This is a genomic window from Actinoplanes sp. TBRC 11911 (assembly GCF_012933445.1).
GTDB lineage: Bacteria > Actinomycetota > Actinomycetes > Mycobacteriales > Micromonosporaceae > Actinoplanes.
The window spans coordinates 124,129-141,614 of record NZ_JABBNC010000006.1 but is presented as its reverse complement, the minus strand read 5'-3'; the positions used below and the strand labels follow the sequence as shown (position 1 = coordinate 141,614).

11 protein-coding genes are annotated in these 17,486 nt (G+C 70.9%); 5 read left to right on the top strand and 6 right to left on the bottom strand.

The genetic code is table 11. The annotated features are described in order from the left end of the window. Nucleotides 1-2 precede the first annotated feature (2 nt). Nucleotides 3-1,289 (bottom strand): ABC transporter substrate-binding protein, encoded by a 1,287-nt coding sequence (locus tag HH310_RS11495; RefSeq protein WP_169175466.1) that lies wholly within the window; start codon nt 1,287-1,289, stop codon nt 3-5. A 185-nt stretch (nt 1,290-1,474) separates the two neighbouring features. On the opposite strand from HH310_RS11495, the gene HH310_RS11490 reads away from it, so the two are divergent. Further along, nucleotides 1,475-2,494: a LacI family DNA-binding transcriptional regulator gene (locus HH310_RS11490; RefSeq protein ID WP_169175465.1), complete on the top strand. Its 1,020-nt coding sequence runs from the start codon at nt 1,475-1,477 to the stop codon at nt 2,492-2,494. A 96-nt stretch (nt 2,495-2,590) separates the two neighbouring features. After that, complete coding sequence (locus tag HH310_RS11485) at nt 2,591-5,380, top strand: peroxidase family protein (protein ID WP_312033973.1); 2,790 nt, start codon at nt 2,591-2,593, stop codon at nt 5,378-5,380. A 1,108-nt stretch (nt 5,381-6,488) separates the two neighbouring features. On the opposite strand, the gene HH310_RS11480 is transcribed toward HH310_RS11485, so the two are convergent. The 4 genes from HH310_RS11480 to HH310_RS11465 form a co-directional block, all read right to left on the bottom strand. Then, the gene (locus tag HH310_RS11480; protein WP_169175464.1) at nt 6,489-8,099 is read right to left on the bottom strand and encodes a phosphatidylserine/phosphatidylglycerophosphate/cardiolipin synthase family protein; all 1,611 of its coding nucleotides are present in this window, start codon (nt 8,097-8,099) and stop codon (nt 6,489-6,491) included. 73 nt (nt 8,100-8,172) lie between these two features. Next, a complete protein-coding gene (locus tag HH310_RS11475; protein ID WP_169175463.1) occupies nt 8,173-8,679 on the bottom strand; it encodes a hypothetical protein in 507 nt (168 codons plus the stop codon). Nucleotides 8,680-8,681: 2 nt separating this feature from the next. Further along, nucleotides 8,682-11,633, bottom strand: coding sequence for a lantibiotic dehydratase (locus HH310_RS11470; protein WP_169175462.1), 2,952 nt, complete (start codon nt 11,631-11,633; stop codon nt 8,682-8,684). Further along, complete coding sequence (locus tag HH310_RS11465; RefSeq protein ID WP_169175461.1) at nt 11,606-12,940, bottom strand: lanthionine synthetase C family protein; 1,335 nt, start codon at nt 12,938-12,940, stop codon at nt 11,606-11,608. The genes HH310_RS11470 and HH310_RS11465 overlap by 28 nt, the downstream gene beginning before the upstream one ends. Before the next feature lie 195 nt (nt 12,941-13,135). Between HH310_RS11465 and HH310_RS11460 the strand changes: the two genes are divergently transcribed. The 3 genes from HH310_RS11460 to HH310_RS11450 are packed head-to-tail and all read left to right on the top strand — an operon-like array spanning nt 13,136 to nt 16,723. Beyond that, nucleotides 13,136-13,510 carry a hypothetical protein gene (locus tag HH310_RS11460; protein WP_169175460.1) on the top strand — a complete coding sequence of 125 codons (375 nt, stop codon included), beginning with the start codon at nt 13,136-13,138 and terminating at the stop codon, nt 13,508-13,510. Next, on the top strand, nt 13,500-15,941 hold the full coding sequence (locus tag HH310_RS11455) for a TOMM precursor leader peptide-binding protein (RefSeq protein WP_169175459.1): 2,442 nt from the start codon (nt 13,500-13,502) through the stop codon (nt 15,939-15,941). Before HH310_RS11460 ends, HH310_RS11455 begins: the two co-directional genes overlap by 11 nt. After that, complete coding sequence (locus HH310_RS11450; protein WP_169175458.1) at nt 15,938-16,723, top strand: SagB/ThcOx family dehydrogenase; 786 nt, start codon at nt 15,938-15,940, stop codon at nt 16,721-16,723. The genes HH310_RS11455 and HH310_RS11450 overlap by 4 nt, the downstream gene beginning before the upstream one ends. Here the strand turns inward: HH310_RS11450 and HH310_RS11445 are convergent. Then, nucleotides 16,717-17,439 carry a tetratricopeptide repeat protein gene (locus HH310_RS11445; protein WP_169175457.1) on the bottom strand — a complete coding sequence of 241 codons (723 nt, stop codon included), beginning with the start codon at nt 17,437-17,439 and terminating at the stop codon, nt 16,717-16,719. The two genes, HH310_RS11450 and HH310_RS11445, sit on opposite strands and share 7 nt — an antisense overlap. Nucleotides 17,440-17,486: the final 47 nt, after the last annotated feature.

Genomic DNA, 17,486 nt, shown 5'->3' with positions numbered 1-17,486 from the left:
GGCTATTTCTGGCGGGCCAGCATCTGGTTCAGCTTGGTGACCGCGTCGTCGAGGGCCTGCTTGCTGGTCGCCGAGCCTTTCAGGGCCAGGGCCATCTGCTGGTCCAGCACGGTCTGCATGTCCGAGTTGACCTCGTACGGGATGAGGGTCTTCGCGGTCTTGAGCTCGTTGAACGCGAGCACCCGGGCCTTGGCCAGGTCGGTGCCGTCGTCCTTGGCGAAGTACGGGTCGGACGACGAGGCGGTGGTCGACGGGAAGATGTTGACCAGGTGGCCGAACTTGTTCTGGTTGTCGGCATTGGTCACCCACTCGGCGAACGCGGTGGCCGTCGCTTCGTGCTTGCTCTTGGCCGAGACGCTGACGCCCTGCACGTACAGCGGCGGGGTGTCGAGAGCGTTGGTGACCGCGACGGTGCCCTGGAGACTCGGGTTGTCCTTCTGGAAGTCGGCCAGGCCGGTCGCGCCGCCCGTGGTCCAGGCGACCTTGCCCTGCGTGAACAGCTTCGAGTTACCGAGGTAGTCCGAGTTCAGCACGCTCGAGGGCATAAACCCTTTCTGGTACGCGTCGCGGTACTTGTCCACGAGCGCCACGGCCTGGTCGGTGTTGAACGCGAACTGCTTGCCGTCCGCGCTGAAGATCGGGATGCCGGCCCGCACGAAGTCGGAGACGTCCGGCTTGCGGCTCATCAGGAAGTCGGCCGGGCACTTGGCGTGCATCGTGGCCGCCTGCGCGAACAGCTCGTCGGTGGTGGCCGGCGGCTTGGTGGCATCCAGCCCGCAATCCGTGAACTGCTTGGTGTTCCAGTAGTCCAGGTCGGTGTTCAGATACCACGGGTAGCCGTAGACCGCGTTGGGGTCCGCGGCGCTCGTGAACTTGTACGCGTCGATGCCGCCGGGCACGTAGGTGGCCGCCAGGTCCACCCCCGCGCCCTTGCTGACGTCCTTGAGCAGGCCCTGCTTCGCGAGCGGGAGCGCGAAGTCGGGCGGCAGGTTGATCACGTCGGGCAGCGTGTTCGACGCGGCCTGCGAGAGCACCTTGTCCGAGTACCCGTCGCCGGGCTGGTCGAGCAGCTGCACCTTGGTGCCCGGGTACTTCGCCTGGAAGCCGGCGATCACCTGGTTGAGGTAGTCGGTGAACTTCGGGGTCAGCGCCCAGGTCTGGAAGGTGATGTCGCCGGTGATGCTCTGGCTGTCGCCGCCGGCCGCCTTGTCGTCACCGCCACCACCGCACGCGGCGAGGGTGAGGGTCATCGATGTCAACACGGCGATCGCCGCGTTCCGGATTCGCATATGCACAGCTCCCATTGGTCGTCGTCGACCAGCCTCCGGCCGGTGGGTGGCTCCGGTCGGTGGCGTCGGCGGAAGCCATCGTGAGCAACTAAAGCGCTATAGTCAATGACTCAGGTGTGACGATTTTTAACTGGTAAGGTTCCGGTGTTCGCGACTAAACCGGTGTAGTTGGGGGAGATTGTTTCGTGGCCAGCCGCCCGACCATCGCGGACATCGCCAAGCGCGTCGGCGTGTCGCCCGGGGCGGTGTCGTTCGCGCTCAACGGCCGGCCCGGCGTCAGCGAGGCGACCCGCGCGCGCATCCTCGAGGTGGCGCGCGAGATGAACTGGCGGCCGCATCGCGCGGCCCGCGCCCTGGGCGGATCACAGGCCGGGGCGGTCGGCCTGGTGCTGGCCCGCGACCCGCGCACGCTCGGCTCGGAGCACTTCTACACCCAGATCCTGTACGGCATGCAGGAGGCGTTGTCGGCCCGGTCGATCGCCGTGCAGATGCAGCTCGTCCGCGACACCTCGGCCGAAATCGCCCTTTATCGTGATTGGGCGTCCGAGCACCGCGTGGACGGCCTGGTCCTGGTCGACCAGCAGGTGTCCGACCCGCGCCTGGACGTGGTGCGCGAGCTGGCGATCCCGGCCGTGACGCTGGGCCTGCCCGCGGTCGCCGACCAGCTGCCCAGCGTGTGGGTGGACGACCACGAGGCGATGACGACCATCGTGGACTATCTGGCCGCCCTCGACCATCGCCGGATCGCGCACGTGGCCGGGCCGCCGCTCTACCAGCACACCGCGCGGCGGATGCAGGCGCTTCGCGAGCACGGCTCGTCCCGGGGCCTGTCGAGCGAGTCGCTGCCCACGGATTTCAGTGACGCCCAGGGCGCGGCGGCGACCCGGGCCCTGCTGTCCCGGCCCGCGCCACCGACCGCGATCGTCTACGACAGCGACGTGATGGCGGCCGCCGGCCTCGGTGTCGCGCTGGAGATGGGCGTACCGGTCCCGCAGGATCTGTCGATCGTGTCGTTCGACGACTCGGTGCTGGCGCGCATCGTGCACCCGGCGCTGACCTGCCTGTCCCGCAACACGTACGAGCTGGGCGCGCAGGTGGCCGAGAGCCTCCTGGAGGTGATCGCCGACCCGGCCTCGAGGCGCAGCGTCCGCACCGAGACGCCACGCCTCGTGGTCCGGGGCAGCACCACCCGCCCGGCTCGTTGACCGTGGTCACGTTGGCGCGATCACGGTCGCGGTGAATGAACTTGCCCGGCCGCCGCCCGTTCGCGTAGTGGTGTCGTGAATGGAAGGTGGGCGCCAGTGTGGAGCGAGGCATTTCTCGGCGGGTCGCCGGAGGCGGAACGGCAGCTGTTCGAGCGCATGGCCGTCAAGATCATGCGGACCCAGCTGAAGAACCGGAAGGCGAGCGGCGGCGGGCCGATCACCGCCGGGTTCCAGGCCAAGGGGACCTTCGCGGTCGACGACGCCGAGTTGCAGTTCCTGGACCTGCCCGCCGACCTGCGTGTCGGCTACGCCCAGCCCGGCGCCGTCTACCGCACGGCGGTGCGGTTCAGTAACGCCGAAGGCCGGATCCTCTCCGACCACGAGGCCGACCTGCGCGGCGCGGCCCTGCGGGTCACCGTGTCCGACGACGAGCAGCACGACCTGCTGATGACCAGCGCGCCGGTGTCGCACGCGCGCGACGCCCGGCAGTTCACCGAGATCGCGGTGGCCACGGCGGGCGGCGGCGTGGGACGCGTACTGGGGCTGGTGAAGCTGGTCTTTGTGATCGGCCCGTTCGAGACACTGCGGGCCGTCCGCAACGTGCTCGCCGGCCGCCAGCGCATCACCAGCGTGGCCACCACGACATATTGGAGCCGCACCCCGATCACGTGGGGTGAGCAGGTGGCGCTGCAATACCTGCTGCGCCCGTTCCCCGGCACTCCCGCCGCGCCCACACCGTCCCCGGCCGACCCGGACTTCCTCAGCACCGAGATGGCCTCGCGTCTGCAGCACGGCGACGTCCGGTTCGAGCTCTGCGTGCAGCGGTTCCGCGATCCTCATTCGACGCCGATCGAGGACGCGGCCGTGGACTGGCGCACACCGTCCGCCCCGCCCGAGGTGATCGCGGTGCTGACGATCCGGCGCCGGTCGGCCGGCTCCGGCGACGTCGTCGCCCTCAACGGACTCCGGTTCAACCCGTGGAACACGACGGCGGACTTCCGGCCGCTCGGCAACCTCAACCGGGTGCGCAAGGCCTCCTACGACGCCAGCGCGGCGCACCGGCACCAGGAGCGCTTCCTGACCACGGTGCCGGTCCGCAACCGGGCCAGCGGCGCGATCCTGCGGGGAGTCTTCGGCGCGATCAACCGCAAGGTGCAGTGGCACCGGCTGCCCGGTCTGCTGTCGCTGCTCAACCTGTCCACGCTGCGTGACGTGCTGCGCCGGGACAACTTGATCGACTCGGAGATCCGCGAGGCGCCGCCCGCGGTCCGGCCGGTGCCCGCGCCGGCGCCCGAGGACACCCGGGTCTTCCGCACCCAGAGCGGCCGCTTCGACGACCTGTCGGCGCCGGACATGGGCGCGGTCGGGGCCGCCTTCGGCCGCAACATGCGCGTCGACCACCGGCCCGACCTGTTCGACGAGCCGAACCCGATCGTGGTCAGCCGCGAGCTGCTGCACCGCGACGTCTTCAAGCCGATCCCGTCGCTGAACGTCCTGGCAGCGGCGTGGATCCAGTTCCAGGTGCACGACTGGGTGGTGCACGCCCGTCACCCCCTGGGAGTCGACGACGTACGGGTGCCGCTGCCGCCCGGCATGCACGGCTGGCAGAACACCGTGGGTGGCCCGGTCGAGCAGGAGATGCGGATCGCCGGCAACATCGCGCGAGGACCGGGCGTGAACGGCATCGTCTTCGGCAACGTGGTGTCGCATTGGTGGGACAGTTCCGAGGTGTACGGGATGGACGCCTCGAAGGCGCGGTCGTTGCGAGACGGTGCCAAGCTGCGGCTCACTCCGTCGGGCTTCCTGCCGGTCGACATCCGCGGAGCCGAGGTCACCGGGTTCAACGAGGCGTGGTGGCTGGGCCTGAGCGGTCTGCACACGCTGTTCGCCCGCGAGCACAACGTCCTGTGCGACGAGCTGCGTTCACGCAACCCGTCGTGGACCGACGAGCGGGTCTACCAGACCGCCCGGCTGATCGTGGCAGCCCTGATCGCGAAGATCCACACGGTGGAGTGGACGCCGGCGATCCTGAACACCGAGCTGCTGCACAAGGCCATGAACATCAACTGGAACGGGGTGGCGCCCGGCGACATCCTGGACCGTTTCGGGCTGTGGCTGACCGACGTCGAGGCGTTGCGCGGCATCACCAAGGGGCTGCCCGATCACCACGATGTCCCGTACTCGCTGACCGAGGAGTTCGTGACCGTCTACCGGATGCATCCGCTGATCCCGGACGACTACACGTTCCACGACGCGGCAACCGGCGAGGTCGTGGCCTCGCACGGCCTCGCGGACCTGCTGGGCGACAAGGCCGACGAGCGGATGCGGTCGCTGGGCCTGCCGAACGTCCTCTACTCGTTCGGCATCGCCCACCCCGGGGCGATCGCACTGCACAATTACCCTCGTACGCTGCAAGCCCTGGAACGTGACGGGGAAATAGTCGACATGTCGGTCGTCGACCTGGTGCGTAACCGGCGCCGGGACGTCCCGCGCTACAACGACTTCCGGGCCGCCCTGCACATGCCCCGGATCAAGCGCTGGGAGGACCTGAGCGCCGACCCGGAGACGGTCCGCCGCCTGCGGAGCGTGTACCGCAGCATCGACGAGGTCGACACGATGGTCGGCATGTTCGCCGAGACGCCACCCGCGGGTTTCGGCTTCTCCGACACGGCGTTCCGCATCTTCTTGCTGATGGCGTCCCGGCGCGTGCAGAGCGACCGCTTCCTGACCGTGGGTTTCCGCCCGGAGATCTACACCCAGTTCGGCCTGGACTGGGTCGCCGACAATACGCTGGTCGACGTGATCAGGCGGCACGCGCCGGACCTCGCGGCGGTGCTTCCAACGGACGGGAATGCGTTCGGGCCTTGGCGCTCGGCCGGCACCTGACGTCACGGCTTCGGCCGCTGCCCGGTCACCCGGCCGACCGGGTGACCGGGCAGGTGGCGACGGTTGTCGGTTCCGTGCGTGTCGGGCTTCCGCAACCGGCAATTGGTAGTGCGGCACCTGCGGCCGGCAACTGGCCCTGCTGACCCGGCGACCGGCAGTGCGCCACCGGCAGCCGGCGACCGATAATGCGCCACCTGCAGCCGGAAACGGCACTGGTCAGATGGCAACCGGCAGTGCGTCACCCGCGATCGGCAGTGTGTCACCCGCGACCGGCAATGCGCCAGCCGCAACCAGTAATGCGCCACTCATTACCAGTAGCGGATAACGGGCAACCCGTAATCGGCGACCTGCTGCAGTCCGCGACCTGCGGCCCGCCACCGGCATCGGCCGCCGCGGTGACCAACGAGCCGCATCTGTCTCCACGTCGACGCGCACTTCGTCGGCCGATCCCACCATGTGGCGCACCCCTCCACATTCTGGACCTTCTTGAGACCTTGGAAAGTTACGCCCACATACGAGCCCCAACTCTCCAAGGTCTACGAAATGTTGGGGAAAGCGGCTGAACAAAAGGTGTGAAGGCGGAGGAAATAATGTTCCACTGTGGACGCCAATCTCACATTGCGGACTCGCTGCCACGATGTGGTCGCCAGTCCCGCACAACGGACACAGATCCCACATTGTGGCCTCGTAGGCGGGGAGGGGGACCCGGCTGACGCGGCCCGGTTGGCGGCGCGCGGCGATGCCGTCCCGACCCACGGCGCTGCGATCGCGGTCGCCGGGCTTCGAAACCCACTGGGCTGCCGTCAGCAGCGCCGGCCCGCAAGAGGACGCGAGTAGCTGGGTCGAGATGCCCGGATGGTGTACGCGGCAATGTCGGCAGGCCGGGGATGGTGTACGCGGCAATGTCGGCAGGCCGGGGATGGTGTACGCGGCAATGTCGGCAGGCCGGGGATGGCGTACGCAGCAATGCCGAAACGCCGGGATGGCGCATGCGGCGATGTCGACACGCCCGGGCGTACGCAGCAACGTCGACACGCCGGATGATGCTGGCGGCAAGTCGATCAGCGCTGCGACCTCTGACGCGGACGTTCTCTGGCCGGCCGGTCGCTCAGCGTCGCCTTGTCTCGCGGCGCCACACCGCGGGGGAGTAGCGCGCCGGTGTCAGCGCCCACTCCTCGGGGGCGAACCCGACGGGCAGGCCGGCCCGGCGCCACGTGTCCGGCGGATGACCGTCCGGCAGCCACTCCCGGCGCCAGATGCCCAGGGCCGTATCCAGATCGGACATCGACCTGGTGAGCTGGTCGTCAACGGGAGTACGCAGGTGCTCGGCCCACAGCTTTACGCGTAGGTCCCGGACCAGCGGGCCGGTCGTGACGAAGGTGGACGTGATCTCGCTGTCGGTGCCGACCATCGAGCGGCTGAAGAAGTTCGCCGATCCGATGCTGGCGAACACGTCGTCGACCAGCATGAGCTTGGTGTGCACGGTCAGGTTGTCGATGCGGTACATGACCACGTTGCGGCGGGCGGCGGCCGGAAGCCGGTCCAGCACCCGCCGCCGCAGGTCATGGGTGACGACCGGGTGGACGGTGCTGTCGCCGCCGTCGGCCGGGTCCCGCCTGCCGGATCCCACCAGAATGATTTTGACGCCGCGGCGGGCCGCGGAGCGCAGCCGGTCGTAGAGCTGGAACCGCGGGTCGCCGCCGGGTGCCTCGTGGAAGTATTGGTCCTCGAGGTAGATGTAGCGCTGCGCCGCGCCGATCGCGGCCGTCAACGAGTGGTAGATCTCGTGGATGCCGGCCCGGACGACGTTCGCCCGGCGCATCCGGCTCAGCCCGCGCCGGCGGTACAAACTCCACGTCCGGTAGGAACGCACCACCTGCACCGCGGTCCCGTCCGCCGGGTGCGCCGGCTGGTCCGGCACGGCCGGCAGTTCGCGCGGCGGGTTCAGCGGGTTGAGCACGGTCAGGCCGCCGGTGGGCAGATGGAAATACTCCGGCAGGTTCTTCGCGATGTACCGCGCGGGCAGGGCGGCGGTGTTCTGCCAGCGAAACCCGAAAGTCTCCCGCACCCGTACGGCCGCCGGTCCGTGCAGCCGCGCGGCCGCGTCGTGCCAGCCCCACCGGTGTTCGCCGAGCCGGAGGCGACGGTGCGGCGAGTGGTCGAACCGGCTGGGGGAGAGATCCAGACCACCGACGTACGCGGTGAGCACGCCGTCGTGGCAGAACACCACAAGTTTCTGGTGGTTGGAGCCCAGCAGCGGACCGGACCAGTCGAGCAGGACACGGTTCTCCAGCGGCGGGCCGGCGACGTCGCGGGTCGACGGCTGCCACGCCCGGATCACCCGCGCCGCGAGAACGTTGGCTCGGAACGGTCCGACCGGCAGCCACGGCACACCGCCGGAGAACTCAGCAGCACTGAGCACGATGCGTACGTCGGTGCCGGCGGCGGCCTTCTCCGCCAGCACGTCGGTGAACGGCCGGTACCCGGCGTCACCGGCGACGCGCCCGGTGAGGTCGACCTGCGGGTCGGCCTGGTAGCCGGCGATGTACACGGCGTCGCGAGGCCCGAGGGCGGCCATGTGCTCGGCCAGCTCGGTGAAGTAGGTGACGCCGTCGATGATCGGCTCGAACAGGGAGTTCTCGGCGAAAATCGGGCACGCCTCGGTGGCCGCCGGCAGATAGCGGCCGATCAAATCATTCAACGACGACGCGTGCGGCATGCCGTGATTACACCGGACCCCGTTCGCCCGCCCACGATCGGCCCCCACGTGGCGCCGAAATAGTCGCCGGTGGTCAGCGCCGACGTCGGGGAGGGACCGGACAGTCGAGGACGGTCGGTGCCGGGTTGGGGTCGCCGCATCCCGCGCCGGTGCATGAGGTGTCGAAGATGTCACATGAGGGGCTGATCACCGAGTCGGTGAAGCCGGGTTCCTCGGTACCCCAGAACCGGCTGGACGCCGGCTGGATGTCGAGTTCGAACGGCGCCGTTTCCGCGGTGATACGAGCCCGGACGTAGTTGACGCGGACACCTGGCAGCAGGTCCACCACCGACGCCTCCTCGCCGGGGAACGGCGACTGGTCGGCCGGGATCGACCTGATCTGCAGCACGTCGTCGTTGCGGAACTCCGCGTAGTAGTCGAGGGTTCTGGTGAAGTAGATGCGGCGGTGACCGTCCAGCTCGCTGTCACCGAGGAACCCGCGCAACGTGGTGGTCCGCACCGCAGGCTGGGCCGGATCGGGCCGGAGCCGTGCCACGATCGGGTCCTGGCCGCGGTCGCGATCGCTTTCCTGGTTTTCCATTTTCAACGCTCCTCACTGGGGATCCGGCTCAGGCTTTCTCGGGTGCGGCGCAGCAATTCGACGACGAGGTTCTCGGCGGCTCGGTCCGTTCCGAGCAGTCGGTTGAGATGCAGGTGAACGAAGCTCGGCGCCGGCTGCGACGTCAGGTTCGGTGCATGCCGTTGAATGGCGCGACGACGGCCATCGAGTACGAGATCGACCGACGCCGGCCGAGCCGATGGTTGGAGCAGACGACGCAGCTCGCGTTGCCGGCGGCGATATTGGGCGCCGCCGTCGCGGGACCGGGACGCCATGGACCGATAGACGGACAACCGCTCCGCGGCCGCCAATCCGAGGCTGGCAAGCAGGTCGTCGGCGCTGAGCACCGCGATCGCGATCCGGTCGTACGGGAGCGACCTGCCGCGATCGAGGTCGATCAACGCGGCCGTGGCCGGGCTGTCGGCGATGAACACGTCTTCGGCGGCGTCGATTGCGCCGTAGCGTTCGACCTCACGCTCGTACGTGTCGAAGCCGAACCGGCTGCGATCCCCGGTGCTCACCAGCTCGGCCGCCCACCCGCACACCTGCTCCAGCAGGGGACCGAGGAGCGTCGAAGGAGTACCGCGGAATCGAATACGCAGGTGCGGATCCGGATCGGCGTACCGGAGAAAGAACCACCCGTCGCACAGCTCGGCCGCCGTCGCGAATTCGCCGAACGCGCGAAGCGGACCCGCGATGAGATCGTCGTCGCTTGTCGTCGGACCGTAGAGCTTCAGGTAAAGCCAGTCGCTGCCGGGCAGCCGCAGTCGAGTGCCGGGGGCGCACCCGGAACTCGCTCGCACCCGACGCGGGACGACCGGCGACGTCGATCGCAGTGGCACCGTCAGCTCGACGAGGTGCCTGCCGTGCGGACCGGGCACCCACGCATCCGTACGGGCGGGAATGGCCTCTTGCAAGCGAGGCAGGGTGGGCCGGCGGCGCAGCTCGTCGCCGAGCAGCTCGACGTCCACGTGATCGTCCAGGTCGAGTAAAAGGCGTTGGTCGGCCGGACCGAAATACACCTCGGACGGCACTGCCCACCGCTTGCGCCACCGGCGAAGAGCGCCGCTGTCCCCGCCGGCGACCGCCTCGCACACCGGCCCGTCCAGGCGCCATCGAGCCGGTGCCAGGACGATCCGCCCGGCTTGGACCCGCGGGAGCGCCGGAAGCAGATTGGCGGCACCCCAGTCGAACGGCTGGAACTGGCACAACCCGTCGGCGGCGACATCGAGCAGGAAACGCGCGATGGGCGGTGCGCGATGCCCGTTGAGCATGTGTCCCTGAACCGCGATGAGCGGGACGCCGCGCGAGGCGCGATAGAGCTGAAGCCGCCCCGACTCGAGGCCGACGCGGATGTCGTCGAGGGCGACCTGATCGCCGGGCGCGACCGAGGGATGGACGTCGAAGGGGATCTCGTGCGCGTGGACCACCGGACGGACCATCACGTTGGCCGATCGGGGTCGTAACGGCCGATAGGTCACTTCGGCCAGGATCGCCGGGTGAGCAGCGGCCGCGGCATGCCCGGCCAATTCCGACAAGGCCGCGTACGCCGGTGCGCCCAGCAGATCGGCGAACCGCCCCAGGTTCTGCCCGCCCGTGGTGGCGCCCAGGTTGGGACCGACGACGGCCAGGAAATCGCCGCTGTCGACGGCCTGCTCCGACGCGGCCGCGATGAGGACCGAGATGTCCAGTGACGACGGGGCGGGACTGTCACCGGGCGTCCAGGTCGCGAGCCGCGCCACGAGCTGATCGTCGAGGTGCAGGACGTTGTCGTGGTCGCGGGCGGCCTCGACGGCCAGCCGGCACAACAGCGCGTCGCGGTCGTCCGGGGCATGCTCCGGCGCGGTCTCGGGCGGCAGGCCCAGGCCATCGTCGGGATCGAGCAGCTCCAGCAGCGGCACCATGCGCTCACGGCCGTACCGCGCCTCGAATTCGCGGCGGTAGCCGGCGAGGCGGGCGGGGCCGTGCGGGTGCGGGCTCAACCGCAGCAGGAGTTCCGCGGCGCGGGCCGCCTCGGTCGCGACCAGGCCGGGTAACCGAGCGTTCGCCAGCTCGACCGCGCTGTCGATCTGCGCGTACGGCCCGCCGGCGCGCGATCCCGGGACGAGCCGGGCGTGCGCCGTCAAGCCCGCCAGCGCTTCAGTCCCGACGGGCTGCTCGTCCAATGCGGCACACCCGGCGAGGAACCGGTCGATCGCCGCCGCGACGGGCGTCGCCGAGGCGAGCCGGGCACGCACGTACGCGGCCGGGTTTCCGGTCAGCGGCGGCCGCAGATCCGACAGCAGGTAGCCCTCGCGCAGGAGCTGGTCGATCAGGCCGTCCACCGTGTCCGCGGCGGCGCCCGTGCTCGCCCGCAGCGACTCCGCCAGCGTCGCCACGGGCAGCGGATCGCGGGCGAGGTCGAGCGCCTGGGTGACGACGGAGGTGGCGCGCACCGAGACCGGCGGGTCGGCACCCATCGCGACCATGCGACCACCACGCCGTACGACCGCTGGATGTGTTCGAACCCGCAGCGCCGGTCGCACGGCCGGATCGCGCTCCAGCGTGCCGACGAGGTCGAGCAGCCAGCCCATGTCCGGCCTCGTCCGGGTGCGGGGTGCTGATGCGGCGACCGCGACATCGGTGCCGGCACCCCATTCCACGAGCCCGACACCCGCGAACAGCCCGTACGGGGTCGGACGGGTGCTCATCCTGTTCAGGTATCGCAGCAGGGCATGACGACGGCGGCGCTCGTCGCGATCGCTGGACGGTTCCCTCCGCAACGACTCGGCCAGGTCAGCGCTTGCCACCGCGATGGCGGCCCGCACCAACGGATCTTCCTCGGCCGCGCGCATTGCCGGCCGGGCGGGCAGCATCGGCGTACGCAGCATCGCGAGCCCGAGCGGCTCGTAGAGTGCGGCACGACGCCTCAGGAGAGCAGGAACAGTCTGTCCCATGTGGGCTCCGTGTCGGTGGCGGCGGCCAGCAAGGTCATCACCACGCCGGCGGCTCCGTCGAGCAGGCCGGGATCCTCGATGTCTTGTCCGGACAACGGGCCGTAGCCCAGGAGCCGGCCCGGCGAATACTGAGCGAGCAGCAGATCGGCCACGGCCGACGCCGTCGACTCCGCTGGACCGCCGGCCTGGGCGTCGTGGGCGAAACGCAGGACAACCTGCAGCACACCGGCGAGACCGTGACAGAAGGTGGACGAGTCCGCCGGCTGTGCCGCGTTCACCCGGCGGAGGAAGTCGTGCAAGGCGGTCGCGGCGGCGTTACGCAGGTCGGTGTCGTCCACTGCCTCGCCGGCGAGATGCAGCGCGCGGGCGACGCCCGGGCTGCCGTAACACCACGCGCTCCGGCTGATCGGCGCCACCGGCGGCACCTCGCCGTCGAGTGGCACGGCCTGCGGCCACGTCATCCCGTACACGTCGGACGTCGCGTAGCCGAGGATGCTGGAGCCGAACCGGCGTACGGCCTCGGCCTGTCCTGGCACTTCGATGCCGTGGGCGAGCGCGATCGCCAGCAGCGCGAGCACGCCCGGCGCGCCGTGCGCGAGCCCGCAGTCGAGGTAGCCCTGGGGATACTCGCGTCCCAGCCGGCTGTCGGTGGTCGTGGGCAGCGTCGCCCACCTCGGGATCGTCGCCGGCTCGGCCAATGCCACCAGGCCGCCGAGCAGGCCGGGCAGGACGTCGCCGGGCCGCCCGATGAGGTACGCCGCGACGCCGCCGGCTCCGCTGATGACGTCGAACGCGGTGCCACGGTCGGGGCCGCCGAGAGCCATTACGAGTCGACGGGCCATCGGCGTCAGCGCCTCGTCCAGCGTCGCCTGTAGCCGCGAATAACGCGTACCGCCACGACTGAGGGTCATGCCCGCGAACGCGACTCCCGCCATTCCCCCGAACAGCGACGGTGGCACGGCCGGCGGTTGCTCGACGGCGTGCGCGGCCGACGCCAGGAACTCGTGTCCGCGCCGATCCCATCCGGCACCCGGAAAACACGCGTCGAGATAAGCGCACATGACGGCCAGCCCCGCGTCGCCGTGGGCGATGGCGTGTGCCTGCCACGGTGCCACGCCGCGTTCCCGGGCGTGCGAGTTGTACCGCGCGACGGCCGCGGCGAGCCGGGCGGGCTGGGCGATGCGTCCGGCGACCTCGAGCGCGACGTCGATGGCGTCCCGGCGCCGCGCGCCGTCGAGCACGGGCCGCCAGCGACGGCCTGGGCGAACGCGCGTGGCATAGGCCCAGTCGACCACGCGTCCGTCCATGGCGCACATCATTCTCCCGGCCGGTTGTATATCCAAGAAAACAATTCCCGAAAGGGTGAACGAAGCCCCCCGTACGAGATTGTCGGGAAAGAACCCGAAATCGGCGCAGAGAGCGAAACATGATCCGCATTGTGCTCGCGCCGACGGCGGACGTAGAGTCGCTGCATTGTGTGCCCCGTCGAGCGTGGAGGCACGATGAGCGAGCCGGAACGCCCTCCCGACAATGTGGATCTCGGCCAGATTCTGGAACGGCTTGAGCTACGCCTTCAGGCATTGGAGAACCGTATTGCCGGCGCGGCTCGCGAGCGTACCCAGATCAACGATCTCTCCCCCGACGAGCTCGCCACCTATGCGAAGGTGCGCGACGTTCTGGCGACCGACTTCGGCGATTTCTGCGGCATCAACGACTGTTTCCGGTGCATTGTCAACTGCCGTGTCTGCGAGGTCTGCCGGGTCTGTGAGGTCTGCCGCGTCTGCAAGGTGTGCATTCTGGAGTGCACCTGCGGCCCGTGCCAGACCGGGCCACTCGGCGGCGGCGGGCTGAACAGGTTCGGCGACATTGGCCGGTGACGGCGTCGCCGACGAGACCCGCCTGCGTCTGGCTCCCGGAGTCGACGCGATCCAGGGCGCGCCGGGCGAGCTGCATCTCGTCTCCGACCTGATCCGGGTCCGTCTGCAGGGCCCGTCGGCCCGTGCCGTACGCGGCGTGCTCGCCCGCCTGGACGGCACCGTGACCGTCGGGGAGCTCGTCGCGGGCTGGCCCGCGAGCGTCGCCGCCGACCTGCGTGGTCTGCTGTCGCAACTGGTCGCGGGCGGCGCGCTGGAGGCCGTCCCGGACGAAGAACCAGGACCTTTCCTTTCCCTCCTGTACGCCGGTGGCCTGTCCCACGAGGACGCGCGCCGCCGCCTGCGCGAGCTGACCGTGGCGGTGGTCGGCTGTGAGGGCCCCGGCGGTCATCTGGCCACCGCGCTCTCGGCATCCGGCGTGGGGCGGTTGATTCTCGTCGACCCGTTCCCGCTGACCGAAACCGACCGGACCCTGCTGCCGCCGATCGAGCAAGCGGCGGTGGGCTCGCCGCGCCAGCGGGCGGTCGGCGACCTGGCGCGGCGCTACGGCACCCGGGTCAGCACCCCGCTGAGCGCGCCACCGACCGAGGAAGGCGTGCGGGACGCCGTCGCCGGCGCCGACCTGCTGGCCTGCTGCTTCGACAAAGGACTCGGCAGCGCGGCGCACTGGGTCAACGCCGCGGCGCTCGACCGGAGCACGCCCGCCGGCTTCGTCCGGCTCGACGGCCACATCGGGCTCGTCGGGCCGATCGTCCTGCCGCACGAGAGCCCCTGCTACATGTGCTCGCGGATCCGGGCGGTCTCGTGCGCCGACGACTTCGCGGCCGCGATGGCCCGCGAGGAGCTGCTCGACCAGCGCCGCGAGCCGCGGCTGTCCGGGCGCCCGGGGCTGCCGTCGCTCGCGGCGCAGACCGGATCGCTGCTCGCCTTCGAGCTGCTCAAGGTGGCGCTGGCGTTCGGCAGCCCGGCCCTCGTCGGCACCATCCTGAAGATCGACGCGCTGACCTCGGAGACGACGCGCCACCGCGTCCTGCAGTTCCCGCAGTGCCCGGTGTGCCGAAAAAAAGCGCTGACGCCTCCGCCCGGACCTGACCTCGCCGGGCTGCGGGCGGCGGCCGCGACCGGCCCCGGCTTGCGGCTTCCCGCCGAGATCGTGACCAGCCCCTCGTACGGCCTGGTGGGGTCCGACTACGGGATAGTGCGCTCGCTGGGGGTGGTGCCCCGCGACACCGACGAGCCGGCCGCGCCCGTGGTCTATCGCGCGGAGCTGGCGAACCACCGTCTGGTCGGCCGCGACGAGGAGCCGTTCGCGGTGTGCTCCGGCAAGGGCATGACCGGCGCGGACGCGTTGGTCAGCGCGCTCGGCGAGGCCTGCGAGCGCTACTGCGGCTCGCGGTGGACCGGCGAGATCGTCCGGCACTGCCGCCGCGCCGAGCTGCCCGGGCCCTCGCTGGACCCGGCCGAGCTGGTTCTCTACACCGGCGAGCAGCACCGGGCCGGCCTGCCCTACGCGCCGTGGCGTGCGGACACCCCGATCGGCTGGGTCGAGATGACCGACCTGACCGACGGCTCGGCCGTCTGGGTGCCCGCGATCGCGGTCCTGATGGACTATCGCGTCGGCCACCACGCCGAATTCCTCGCGCCGATCACGTCGAACGGGCTCGCGGCCGGCCCCGACTTGGGCGCCGCCGTCCTCGCTGCCACGCTGGAGGTCATCGAGCGGGACGCGTTCGTGCTCGGCTGGCTGCGCGAGTTGCCGCCGCGGGCACGGCTTTCCCCGTACGACGTACCGGACCCCGGGGTGCGCACGCTGGCCGCCGGGTGGCAGCGCCGCGGCATCGACCTGGAGCTGTACGTTCTGCACACCGACATGCCGGTAACCGTCGTGCTCGCCCTCGGCGCCGACCGCGACCTCGATCGGCGGCCGTCGGTGGTCGCCGGCCTCGCGGCCCATCCCGACTGGGTCACGGCCTGCCGCAAGGCGGCGCTCGAGGTCGGCCAGGTGCGTCCGGCGCTGCGGGCCCGGCTGCGCGACCCGGCGACGGCGTCCAGGCTGGCGACGCTCGTCGCGACGCCGTCCGCGGTCGCCACGCTGGAGGAGCACGACCTGCTCTTCGCCGACGCGTCCGCGCGCCCGGCCCTCGACTTCCTGCGGTCCACCCCGGTCACCGCCCCCGCCGAGCCGGAGCGGCCCGCCGACCCGCTGGCCGAGCTGGTTCGCCACGCGCGGATCCTCTACCGCGACCTCACCACCCCCGACGTGGCCGGGCTCGGCGTGCACGTCGCCCGGGCCGTGCTGCCCGGCTTCCAGCCCATCCACTTCGGAGCCGGCGAGCCCCGCCTCGCCGGCCGGCGCCTGCGTGAGCTCCCGGAGCGTCTCGGCGTGACCGCCGGACACGACGGAGTCAACCTCTACCCCCACCCGCTGGCATGAGCTTCCGCGCCGACCACCCGTCCGCCTGGCAGTTCCAGCGCAACACCAGCCGCTGGGCGTGGAACTCACTCGCCTCGCCCGAGCTCAACGCGCCCACGGCCGGGAAGGAGGACCCGCTCGCCGCGTTCACACCGCTGCCGCCGCCGGCGAAGGAGCTGGGTGAGTTGCGGGAGCTGCTCATCGCCCGGTCGTCCTGCCGCCGCTTCGACACGACCGCGATGCCGCTCGACGATCTGAGCACCCTGCTGTGGGCGACCTACGGCGTGACCGGGCGCAGCCGGCTCGGCGCCCTCGACTGGCTCGACCGCCCGCTGCCCTCCGGCGGCGGCCTCTACCCGCTGGAGGTCTACGCCCTGGCCAACCGGGTGCGCGACCTGGAGGCGGGCATCTATCACTACGTGCCCGCGCTGCACGGCCTGGAGCTGGTCCGGCAGGGGCGGCTGCCGGACAGATTCGTCAGCTATCTGTTCATGGGCCAGCCCTATCCCGCGCTGGCGCCCCTGACGATCGTCCTCACCTCGGTGGTCGCGCGATCCCTCGGCAAGTACGGCGACCGGGGGCTGCGCTACGTGCTGCTCGAAGCGGGCCACGCGATGCAGAGCTTCGTGCTCGCCGCGAGCGCGCTGGGCCTGGGCACCTGCGAGCTGGGCGGCTTCCTGGACGACGAGCTGGCCGCGACGCTGCGCTGCGAGCCGGACGCCGAGGTGCCGCTCTATGCCGCGAGCGCCGGCCGCCCCGCCGACGCCGACCGGGCCGCGCAGCGCGCGGTGGACGCCTACTGAAGGCCGAACGCGGCCCGCGGCTCGAGGGTCCGGCCGCGTGCGTACTCGGCCGCGAACCGCTCGGCGCCCAGCTCCTTCTCGGCCGCCACGCGGACGGCCGCCAGCTCGGCCGCGTCGTCCGGGTCGGGGACCTGGCCGACCGCGTAGAACGCGGCGTCGGTGACGCCCACCATCAGCGCCCCGCGGGCGTGGTCGCCCTCGGCCGCGGCCAGTGCGGCGCCGGCCACGCAGAGGTAGGGCACGAAGCTGTCCCACCCTTCGCGGAACACCTGTTCGCGGCCGGTAGCGAACATCGTCCGAGCCTCGTCCAGGTTGCCCAGATGCAGCTCGGTGAACGCCAGGTTGTGCAGCTCGGAGTTGACCGCCTCGTACTGCCCGAGTTGCTCGCGCAGCGTCATGCTGGCCCGATAGAGCCCGCGCGCCCGTTCCAGATCGCCGGACATCCGCGCGACCGCGGCCAGCACGTGCCGGGGCTGAGTCTCCAGGGCGCGGTCACCGGTGCGCAGCGCGACGTCCAGCGCCTCGGTGGCCAGGCGCTCGGCCTCGGCGAGGTCTCCGTTGCGGACCGCGACCCGGGCCAGGCTGTAGATTGCCTCGACCTCCCCGTCCGGCTCCCCGGCGGCCCGCGCACGCTCGATCTCGGCCTCGCTCATCCGCACCACGGCGTCGCTTTCGCCGCGCCGGAACGCGGCGCGCACCTCGGCCTTGAACCCCATCGTCATCTCCCGCCGTCGCCCGGACTCCCGAGGGAGGAAACGCGCCA